The organism is Planktosalinus sp. (assembly GCF_059864935.1).
On sequence record NZ_JCBCCK010000038.1, the window covers coordinates 1 to 9,362 of the forward strand.

13 protein-coding genes and 1 pseudogene are annotated in these 9,362 nt (G+C 34.1%); 9 read left to right on the top strand and 5 right to left on the bottom strand.

All coding sequences use genetic code 11. The annotated features are described in order from the left end of the window. Positions 1 to 441: hypothetical protein (locus tag AC6F75_RS01520; RefSeq protein ID WP_500713159.1), on the top strand; the 441-nt coding region annotated here is incomplete at its 5' end. Between the two features lie 106 nt (positions 442 to 547). Here the strand turns inward: AC6F75_RS01520 and AC6F75_RS01525 are convergent. After that, positions 548 to 763, bottom strand: coding sequence for a VF530 family DNA-binding protein (locus tag AC6F75_RS01525; protein ID WP_500713160.1), 216 nt, complete (start codon positions 761 to 763; stop codon positions 548 to 550). A 147-nt stretch (positions 764 to 910) separates the two neighbouring features. Between AC6F75_RS01525 and AC6F75_RS01530 the strand changes: the two genes are divergently transcribed. Then, complete coding sequence (locus tag AC6F75_RS01530; RefSeq protein WP_500713161.1) at positions 911 to 1,312, top strand: ArsC/Spx/MgsR family protein; 402 nt, start codon at positions 911 to 913, stop codon at positions 1,310 to 1,312. A 90-nt stretch (positions 1,313 to 1,402) separates the two neighbouring features. On the opposite strand, the gene AC6F75_RS01535 is transcribed toward AC6F75_RS01530, so the two are convergent. The 3 genes from AC6F75_RS01535 to AC6F75_RS01545 form a co-directional block, all read right to left on the bottom strand. Further along, positions 1,403 to 1,777 (bottom strand): nickel-binding protein, encoded by a 375-nt coding sequence (locus tag AC6F75_RS01535; RefSeq protein ID WP_500713162.1) that lies wholly within the window; start codon positions 1,775 to 1,777, stop codon positions 1,403 to 1,405. 156 nt (positions 1,778 to 1,933) lie between these two features. Then, on the bottom strand, positions 1,934 to 2,467 hold the full coding sequence (locus tag AC6F75_RS01540; protein ID WP_500713163.1) for a hypothetical protein: 534 nt from the start codon (positions 2,465 to 2,467) through the stop codon (positions 1,934 to 1,936). A 195-nt stretch (positions 2,468 to 2,662) separates the two neighbouring features. Continuing rightward, positions 2,663 to 4,336 (bottom strand): helix-turn-helix transcriptional regulator, encoded by a 1,674-nt coding sequence (locus tag AC6F75_RS01545; protein ID WP_500713164.1) that lies wholly within the window; start codon positions 4,334 to 4,336, stop codon positions 2,663 to 2,665. Between the two features lie 128 nt (positions 4,337 to 4,464). Here AC6F75_RS01545 and AC6F75_RS01550 point away from each other — a divergent pair, with 128 nt between their 5' ends. From AC6F75_RS01550 to AC6F75_RS01565, 4 genes are all read left to right on the top strand, one after another. Beyond that, positions 4,465 to 4,785: a hypothetical protein gene (locus AC6F75_RS01550; RefSeq protein ID WP_500713165.1), complete on the top strand. Its 321-nt coding sequence runs from the start codon at positions 4,465 to 4,467 to the stop codon at positions 4,783 to 4,785. A gap of 483 nt (positions 4,786 to 5,268) precedes the next feature. Next, positions 5,269 to 5,508, top strand: a complete 240-nt coding sequence (locus tag AC6F75_RS01555) for a hypothetical protein (RefSeq protein ID WP_500713166.1) — start codon at positions 5,269 to 5,271, stop codon at positions 5,506 to 5,508. After that, positions 5,498 to 6,280, top strand: coding sequence for a histidine kinase (locus tag AC6F75_RS01560; protein WP_500713167.1), 783 nt, complete (start codon positions 5,498 to 5,500; stop codon positions 6,278 to 6,280). Before AC6F75_RS01555 ends, AC6F75_RS01560 begins: the two co-directional genes overlap by 11 nt. Positions 6,281 to 6,282: 2 nt before the next feature. Beyond that, positions 6,283 to 6,963 carry a response regulator gene (locus tag AC6F75_RS01565; protein ID WP_500713168.1) on the top strand — a complete coding sequence of 227 codons (681 nt, stop codon included), beginning with the start codon at positions 6,283 to 6,285 and terminating at the stop codon, positions 6,961 to 6,963. A 14-nt stretch (positions 6,964 to 6,977) separates the two neighbouring features. On the opposite strand, the gene AC6F75_RS01570 is transcribed toward AC6F75_RS01565, so the two are convergent. After that, positions 6,978 to 7,142, bottom strand: a complete 165-nt coding sequence (locus tag AC6F75_RS01570) for a hypothetical protein (protein WP_500713169.1) — start codon at positions 7,140 to 7,142, stop codon at positions 6,978 to 6,980. 260 nt (positions 7,143 to 7,402) lie between these two features. Between AC6F75_RS01570 and AC6F75_RS01575 the strand changes: the two genes are divergently transcribed. The 3 genes and pseudogenes from AC6F75_RS01575 to AC6F75_RS01585 all read left to right on the top strand — a co-directional run. Beyond that, complete coding sequence (locus AC6F75_RS01575) at positions 7,403 to 7,909, top strand: c-type cytochrome (RefSeq protein WP_500713170.1); 507 nt, start codon at positions 7,403 to 7,405, stop codon at positions 7,907 to 7,909. 72 nt (positions 7,910 to 7,981) lie between these two features. Beyond that, on the top strand, positions 7,982 to 8,569 hold the full coding sequence (locus AC6F75_RS01580) for a fasciclin domain-containing protein (protein ID WP_500713171.1): 588 nt from the start codon (positions 7,982 to 7,984) through the stop codon (positions 8,567 to 8,569). A 24-nt stretch (positions 8,570 to 8,593) separates the two neighbouring features. Next, positions 8,594 to 9,362 (top strand): annotated as a pseudogene (locus AC6F75_RS01585) (Sec-dependent nitrous-oxide reductase); the annotation flags it as partial.

A 9,362-nucleotide genomic window follows, 5' to 3' on the forward strand; every position in this document is an offset into this window, starting at 1 on the left:
CAATACCGCTCTACTGATGAGTTATTGGAGCTTTGCTTGCGTCTGGCCAAATTCAAAAAAGAAAACAAAGAGTTCCTCACCTACCTGCTGTTTGAGGCACAGGATGAAAGCGGGTATATTGAAAGCGTAAAGCGTGAAGTGGATGCACAACTGGAGGCCATCAATACCAAAAACTATTACTGGATGCGGAAGAGTATCCGGAAAATACTAAAAAACCTGAAAAAATACATCCGCTATTCGCTGAAGAAAGAAACCGAAGTGGAACTCCTCCTCTATTTTTGCGTGCAGCTTAAAAATATGCCCACTTCAATAAAAAAAGACAAAACCCTTCAAAACATCCTTGACAGACAGCTGGCTTTGGTGCATAAATTATTAGTAACCCTGCATGAAGATTTGCAGTATGATTTTAAGCTACAAATGGAAGATGAGGGGTTTGATTAAATGAATAAGAATTTCTTTGTGGCCCTTTGCGCTTCTTTGTGGAACTTGGCGGTAAAGCTTTACCACAGAGTTACACAGAGCTTCCACAGAGGTTCACAGAGGGTTTTTATATACTTCTTAGATACAATCGTTCCACCTTCTCCCTAGCCCAGGGAGTCTTACGCAAAAAAACCAGACTTGATTTTAAGGATGGATTGTGGGTAAAACATTTTATTGGGATTTTTTCGCCAAGGGTCTCCCAGCCGTATTTTTCAATTAAAAATTCAAGCATTTTTAAAAGTGTGATGCCGTGCAAAGGATTGTTTAATTGTTCTTGCTGCATATTTTGAAATCTAAAATATTAAGTTTCAAGGTACATGTTTTTAACGACTCTTTACTTAAAGTGGTGTTAAGCAGTTTGTACAATCTATCAAAAGTTGTAATTTTAAGCTTTTAAACATATAAAGCCAACAAGACTAATCAAGACAAAATGGGAGTACTTTCAGAGAGTGAACGACAATTGAATTTTTATTATTATCCTGACCACAAATTGTCAAAAGAAGCTTTGGCATATGCAGAATCCTCTGATGCTAAACTTAATGCCATAAACATAAAGAAAACAAAAGTAACAGGCACGCAATGGGTTGAACTTGCTGAAATGTTGGGTGGAAAAGTAACAGATTTTCTTGAAAAAGAACATCCCGTTTTTCAGGAAAAGTTTGATAAAAACGCCTCCCTCAGCACCGAAGATGCCGTTAAGATATTACAAAACAATCCTGAAATGTTGGTATTTCCCATCGCCACCCGAGGCAAAAAAGCCGTCTATGTGAAAATGATGACTGATGTATTAAAGTTGACAAAACCTGATACTCTTTACAATAAAAACGAGTAAACAGCTTCTCTATAACTATACCTTAACTTATAGTCAATGCAACTATAACCATCTGTAAAGACGCGTGGCTTTATTGCTTAGGGAAAAGACCTACTGCTCAGCCGTTGCCGGGCTGATAATAGCCGCAACCTCGCTGATTACGTTTGAAGGAAACCCTCCACGTTTGGCGTGTTCTTCAATCAGTTCTTTGTTTTCGGCTTTGTATACACAATAAATTTTATCGCCGGTAACAAAACTGTGCTGCCACTGGATTTTCGGTCCCATTTGTTCCAAAACTTCACAAGAACCCTGAGAAATGGCTTTTAATTCTTCTGCGGTTAATTTACCTGCGTTGGGCACTTCCCTTTCAATAACATAGGTCTTGAGGTTATTTTCGTCGGAGGCGGCCTCATCGCCAGCATTTTGTGCAAATCCTTGCCCTGAGGCAAACAAGCACATTGCAAATAAAATCAGTAAAGTTTTCATAAATAAATGTTTTTTGATGATACCACCAAATGTAATAAAAATATTAAATACATGCAGTTATTTACATCATTATCAATTGTTTACAAAAAAATGCAGGTGGCTTAAACCACCTGCATCAGGTTGCTAATTAAAAACCTATGGGGATAAATAATGTGACTACATAAAGTCTGAAGCATCAATCGATATGGTTTTCTTTTTAGTGCCGTTTTTAATTACAACTTTATAGGTTATTTCCGGTACTTGTTCCTGGCTGTAATTGATGTTGCATTCTACTCGGTCAAATCCCCAGCCGGGATTGTCTTTTATGATTTTTTTGCTTAGAGTGTATGGAAGGCTTACTGCCTGAAATTTTTCATTGCTTTTAATTATGTTACCGTTTTGATCATATTCTGCTCTGATAACATTATTACCCTCGGCAAAAACAACAGTATAAGTTGATTTCCCATTTTCGGAATAGACGTCAGCCTGCTTAATATCATAAGCAGCAACAATTTTTTGAAACTCTTTGACTCGTTGAGGAAGCAGATTTTCTTTGAATGAATGAAAATACCCTTCATTTAATAATAGTTTTTCCTTAGATGACTTGGTCATGGATTCTTCAATATCCACATTCAGGTATGCAATTTCATTTTGGGCATAGATAAAATTAGTTGCCCCAATAATTAATAAAGCTAATAGTGTTGTTTTCATAATAAATAATTTTTTGTTTGTTAAAAAATAAATTTTGATATGTAACTTTAGTGGGGACGAAAAAAAAGTGTTTTTTTTGATGATTAAATGTAGAAGTATTTTTCTGTACAATCACAATTATGTAAATAGACAATTAATAGACAGGCAATACTGTATAGTAATACATATATCTGTTTAACAGGGATATACAATCGTCTATAAACTTTGAATAAAATCGTTCAAATCAGTATTTTCTGACAGGTTTAATTTTTTTCTAAGGCGATAACGGGCAGTGTTTAGTGAAGAAACGGTAATGTTTTGTAACGTGGCAATTTCATGACTGTCAATTTTAAGTCGAATTAATGAGCATAATCTGTGTTCATTATTGGTCAAATCCGGAAAGTTTTGGTTTAGTTTTTCATAAAAATCTGCACTGAGCAAATCCAGTTTATTGTAGAACTTTTCAGTTTCACTGTTAAATGCAATTTTATTTTTAATTTCTTGATCAAATTTATCCAATAACTTTTTACGCGACCTTCCTTTACTTCTTTTTATAAATTCCAATTGTTTGTATAGGTCTTTTGCCCATTCATTGCTTTGTGAGAGGTTTATGGCAAAATCAGACAGGTCTCGTTTTTTTAAATTAATTTCATTGTTGAGTTGTTGGTTTTGAAGTTCAATATTTTTTGCTTTTTGTTCAGCAATGATTAGGTATTGTTTTCTTCTTTGGTATAAGTAGAACAGAAAAAAAAGGATTAACGACAAGGTTAAAACTGCAATCCAAAACGTGAGTCGTTGTCTTCTAACAAGTTCTTCCTGTTGCTGTCTTTCCATTATTAAACTTGCACGAATTCTATCAACGGCTATGTCGTTAAAAGTTGCGTAAAGTTTTGCTTTAGATTCGGTTTCTACTCTATTGAGGCTATCTATTAATTGGTTTTTTTTATGCAATGTCTCATATGCTTTTGAGTGCTCATTTTTGCTCAGGTGAAATTTTTCTTTGGCTGTCAGGTACTCTATAATACCCGTGGGCTCAAGTAGTGGATTAAAATAATTGGGCATATCATTTAAGACTTCTTCTGCACTTTTAAGGTTTCCAAGCTTCAATTGTGTTTCTACGTATTGAGCCCCGGCACTGATCAACCGGTGATAATCAATAGGTAAAAAGTCATGTTCAACATGGGGGGTAATTTTATAAAAAGCATAGTTTTGCTTGTACAGTTTGCCGGCTTCTTCAATTTTATTGGTTTCTAAATACATATCGGCTATGTTGTCAATAACACTTCCATAGATATGTTCTTCTATGAAATGTTTTTCGGCAACTTTCTTTGCTTCATAAAAATAAAACAATGCTGAGTCTAAATCTTTCGATATATTGTAATAAAACAACCCATAATTATTTAAAGCAGATACAGTGTATTTGGAAAGGTGGGGTTTTGTAAACGCTATGTTTTTTTTATAAATAACAGCGGCACTGTCAGGCATATTAACCTTTAAATATCCTGAAGCTAACAGGCTGTAATTAAACGCCGTATAATTAAATAAACTATCTCTATCCCGGGGATTAAGTTCACTTTCATACTTGTCGTAATAATTAAAAAACTCATTTGACTGTCGAATAGATTCTTTTACTAATCCCAGTTGATTTAAGCGTAAAGCAAACAGTGCATGAAATATAAGTTTGTGCTTATGATTATTTTCAATGTAAGGCATTAATTCCAGAGCCTTGAATTTGTATGTGATGTATTTATTGGTCTCAAGTGTGTATTTATATAAACCAGCGGAATCAATTAATTGTTTTTGTAGTTTTAGAGCTTCATCACTAGTGTAATTGCCTTGAGAATAACTAACTATTGAAAAAAACAGTATCAGGAAGCCAATTGATTTCACAAATAAAATTTTACAATTAAGTCAGTTAAATTAAATAAAATTCACATAACTGCTATTAAATAATCAATTTTTTACAGATTTATAATATCTTTATATTCCTAATTTAACCAAATTAACAATTAGAACTTATGGAAAATACAATTAGTTTTGAGATGGCTCAAGAATGGGCTAAGCGTTGGAAAAATGCTCAAGAAAATGGAGAAACACCAAATATTACCGCCTTTTTAATACCCGGAATTGACGTCACACAAGCTTTGGAGCCTGACGAAGCTGTTGATGTGAGAACATATATGGGCATTGATGATACAGATATAGTAAGGTTAATTATAGTAGGCGTAGACGCCGAGGGAAATGATTTGATTGATGAGTCAAACGGTTATTATATTTATGATTTCTCCAAACCATGTCCTCCTTACTGTAATAATAAGGAACCCTATATTTCAAATTAGATCTATTGGTAAAATTTCATTCAATTCAATGTCCTACAATCAAATTTCATCCCCATTATTATGATTGAATTTCTGAAGTTTGCCATTAATTTACCAATTTTTTTATTGTTAGTAAACGTCCTGCTGTTTGTTGTGCTTGTTGCCAAAACAAAAAAGAAAACGCATACCATCCTTATGATCTATCTGTTAACGATACTGGGGATTCAACTATATGCAGCCTGGCTAGGCTTTAATGGTAATTATAATTTGCACATTTCACATTTCTATTTTATTTTTCAATTAATTATACTTGGATATTTTTACTACATTATTTGTATTCAATCAATTCAAAAGACATTGATAAAATACAGTGTGATTTTTTGTCTTTTAGTATTGGGAATCCAATACACAATAAGCCCTGAAACCTATTTTAAATTCAATAATTTAGAAATATTCCTCACTTCATATTTATTGATAATATATACTTTGTTTCATTTTTACAACATGCTTTCTGCTAAAAAAACATTCTTCTTTTTTAACATAGGTTTATTTGTTTATTTGTTTGGAAGTACAGTGTTGTTTTTAGTGGGAAACCTTGCTGTGATTGCAGATCTTCAATCCATTAACTTTGAAATCAATAATATCCTCTACACTATTTTTCTATTACTTATCTTTATAGAATGGTTTCAGTTGTATTTTAATAAAGAAAAAACAGATAAGAAAAAATTGATTTATGGAATATGAAAGTGCTGACATAATTTCTGCTGTTATTTACATTTTCTCAGCTTTTTTACTAATGAGTCTCGCCATATTAATATTTGTGTATTACTCAAGAAAAAAAATAATCGAGCAAGAAATCAAAAACCGTGATTTAGAAATAGAGCATCAAAAAACACTTATTAATGCTGTAATAAACACCCAGGAAAAAGAACGCAACAGAATAGCACAGGACCTTCACGATGATATCAGTTCCGGGTTAAATGTGGTAACCATCAATTGCCATATGCTTAAAACCCCTGGTCTTGATCAATCTGAACAGGAAAAAATTTCAGATACCATACTTGAATTGACCAGCAAAGTACTACAAAGTTCCAGACGCATAGCTCATGATTTGCTCCCCCCCGTATTGGATAAATTTGGTTTGAATGCCGGAATTACCGAACTTGCAGATGATATTAATAAAACGGGGAAATTAAATATTAAATACAAGAACGAATCAGACTTTACAAAAATTCCCGTTACAAATCATTTGCATATTTTCAGGATACTCCAGGAACTTATAAACAACTCCATTAGACATGGGAAGGCCACAGAAGTACTGATTCATTTTACTGAAAGTAATAACCGCGCCAAACTACTATATAAAGACAATGGTTGCGGATTTGATACAAATGATTTGGAAAATCAAAAAGGCTTGGGAATGAAAAACATTGAAAGCCGCATATCTATAATTGGGGCAACTTATAAAATAGCTTCTGAAACAAACAAAGGCATAGAAGTTCAAATCGAAATTTAATTATGGTAGAAACAATAAAAATCATACTTGTTGACGATGAAGAACTCTTTAGAAGCGGGATAAAATTCATTTTAGATCGTGAGCCTAACCTAAATGTCATTTTTGAAGCTTCAAACGGCAGCGAATTGCTGGATTATCTTGATAGCGGCAACACACGGCCGGATATTGTTCTCATGGACCTTAAAATGCCAACCCTTAACGGAGTAGAAACCACCAAAATTTTAAATAAAGAATATCCAAAATTAAAAGTCATAGCCTTATCGAGTTATGATTCTAAATCATTTATAATAAATATGATTAACGAAGGGGTGTCATCCTACATCATAAAAAACACAACACCTCAGGAAATGATAGAAACCATAAAAAAAGTTTACATTAAAGGCTTCCATTACAATAGTTTAACCTTAAAAGTAATTAAGGAAGAAGAATTTGAGATGGGCAAATTAAAATCAAAAAGTGTTTTGGATTCCAACTTTTTAACTAATCGAGAAAAAGAAGTATTAGAACTTATTTGCCTTGAACACAATACCGCTGAAATAGCCACCAAGCTTTGTATCAGCCCAAGGACTGTCGAAGTTCACAGAACAAATATGCTAGAGAAAACCAATTCTAAAAATGTTGCAGGATTGGTGGTCTTTGCCATTCAAAATGATTTAATCCCCTTGGAAAAAGTATTGAAGTAATTTTTTAACTCATATTAATTTTCCTCTGTTTCTTCCTCGATTATTTTTTTCTTGACACCTGGTTCCATCAGGTTTTTGATAACTGAAAAAAGGATTCCTCCGGTTGTCATTCCCAACACATACACAAAAAAAACCAATAAGGAAACAGGCAGTTCAACTCTCCAGCTAAAAAATCTCAAAATATAAATTTCACTGTTCTGGACTGAAAAAACAATAATAATTAACAAAATTAAAACAAGTAGTATTTTTTTAAATATTTTCATTTTTCTTAAACTTTATATAATTCTTATACTCAATTTAACATTTTATCTAATAAAATAATCCGAAATTACGATTCCATAAAGATAGAAAAATCTGCAATATGATTCTAGTCATAATTTATGGTCTTTTATACATATAATTTTACACCGGAAATTAAAAACCAAAAAACTACACTCCAATGAAAAAAATATTTAAAAACTCAGTTTTATTTTTAAGTCTGCTCCTATTAGCAGCCTGTGGCAATTCTGAAAAAGAAGAAAAACAGGAAATTAAATTAGGAAATCAAACACAAAAAGAAGCCCCAAAAACAAACCAGGCAAAAAGTTCCAAAGACATGATAGACATGTCAAACAAAGGAATTGGTCCTGTAAAATCTGTTAATATAAGTGATAACATTGATGCCGCTATGGCCGCAAAAGGCAAAGAGGTTTTTGACAATATGTGTGTGGCTTGTCACAAAATTGACAAAAAATTTATCGGGCCAAAACTTCAAGGTGTGACAAAACTTAGAGCACCGGAATGGATTATGAACATGATTATGAACCCTGAAGAAATGATTCAGAAAGACCCCATTGCCCAGCAATTGCTTATCGAATCAAACATGGCTGTAATGGCAAATCAAAACATCAAAGAAGATGAAGCCAGGGCTGTTTATGAATATTTCAGACAAGTTGATCAGGAATGATAAATATCATAGATTATTTTGTGTCTATAGGATAGTTTTGTAACTAAATAACCAAATATAAATCAATTACTTATGAAATCAATTCTCTCAAAGAGTGTGTTCTTGCTGGCTTTTACTTTGATATTTTTTACATCATGTAAAGATGGAAAAGAGTCAAATCAAAACGCTGCAACCACTCAAGTTACAGATGCCTCATCATCTAACAAAGGTCAAGCCTTTATAGAAGATGAAAGCGCAGAGCCCAATGCACTTCGGATTGCAATTGGCTCACCAGACCACACCACTTTGGTTGCTGCAGTTCAGGCGGCCGAAGTTGAAAATGCATTGGTCAATGTTGGCCCCCTTACTGTCTTCGCACCCACCAATGAAGCATTTGACAAAATTGATAAAGCTACATTGGACAATCTACTTAAACCCGAAAACAAAGATCAACTGGCTTTGATCCTAAAACATCACGTTGCACCCGGCAACTACCCTATCGAAATGCTTGAACGCAATGTCGAAAGAGGCCGAAACCTGGGAATGGCATCTAATCAAAATATTGACGTTACTAAAGATGGTGACGATATTTATGTTGGAGGTGCTAAAATTTTAGGTACAGTAAAAGCAAGTAATGGCTGGGTACACGTTGTAGACGGTGTGATTCTTCCAAAAAATTAAAAATTCAACCAATAACTATAACAGATGAAAAAAATAACTCTAATTTTAAGTTCATTCATTATCGCAGGCTTGTTTATCAGCTGTGGTGGTGACTCAGGTAAAAAAAACGGGGCATTTAGTAAGAATGCCGCAGAGCGCGTTTATGTAGCTCCAGGTGAACACGACGAAGTGTATGCTTTTATGTCAGGAGGGTTTAGCGGACAAATGTCTGTTTATGGACTTCCTTCAGGAAGACTCCTTAAAGTAATTCCTGTATTCTCTCAGGATGCTGAAAAAGGCTATGGCTACAGTGAAGAAACAAAAGCAATGCTGAATACTTCTTTTGGTTTTGTGCCTTGGGGAGACTCTCACCACCCTGACTTATCACAAACCAATGGAGAATTGGATGGACGATGGGTTTTTATTAACGAAAACAATACACCCAGAATTGCACGTATCGACTTGGATACATTTGAAACCGGAGAAATCCTTGAAGTACCCAACAGTGCCGGCAACCACAGTTTTGCATTGACTGAAAATACTGAGTACCTGATTTCAGGAACTCGTTTTGCCGTGCCTTCTCCACAAAGAGATATGCCAATAGCTGAATTGAAAGGTAACTTTAAAGGGCCTTTAACTTTTACTAAAGTAGATCCAGAAACAGGTAGAATGAATCACGCCTTTCAGGTTATTATGCCCGGTTTTAACTATGACTTGGCTCACCCGGGCAGAAAAGCCTCTCACGGTTGGATTTTTGCCACTACTTATAATACTGAGGAAGCCAATACACTACTTGAAGTAAACGCCTCTCAAA

Coding starts and splice junctions, on each gene's coding strand:
- AC6F75_RS01525 (WP_500713160.1), bottom strand. CDS start 763: ATGCAGCAAGAACAATTAAACAATCCTTTGCACGGCATCACACTTTTA.
- AC6F75_RS01530 (WP_500713161.1), top strand. CDS start 911: ATGGGAGTACTTTCAGAGAGTGAACGACAATTGAATTTTTATTATTAT.
- AC6F75_RS01535 (WP_500713162.1), bottom strand. CDS start 1,777: ATGAAAACTTTACTGATTTTATTTGCAATGTGCTTGTTTGCCTCAGGG.
- AC6F75_RS01540 (WP_500713163.1), bottom strand. CDS start 2,467: ATGAAAACAACACTATTAGCTTTATTAATTATTGGGGCAACTAATTTT.
- AC6F75_RS01550 (WP_500713165.1), top strand. CDS start 4,465: ATGGAAAATACAATTAGTTTTGAGATGGCTCAAGAATGGGCTAAGCGT.
- AC6F75_RS01555 (WP_500713166.1), top strand. CDS start 5,269: ATGCTTTCTGCTAAAAAAACATTCTTCTTTTTTAACATAGGTTTATTT.
- AC6F75_RS01560 (WP_500713167.1), top strand. CDS start 5,498: ATGGAATATGAAAGTGCTGACATAATTTCTGCTGTTATTTACATTTTC.
- AC6F75_RS01565 (WP_500713168.1), top strand. CDS start 6,283: ATGGTAGAAACAATAAAAATCATACTTGTTGACGATGAAGAACTCTTT.
- AC6F75_RS01575 (WP_500713170.1), top strand. CDS start 7,403: ATGAAAAAAATATTTAAAAACTCAGTTTTATTTTTAAGTCTGCTCCTA.
- AC6F75_RS01580 (WP_500713171.1), top strand. CDS start 7,982: ATGAAATCAATTCTCTCAAAGAGTGTGTTCTTGCTGGCTTTTACTTTG.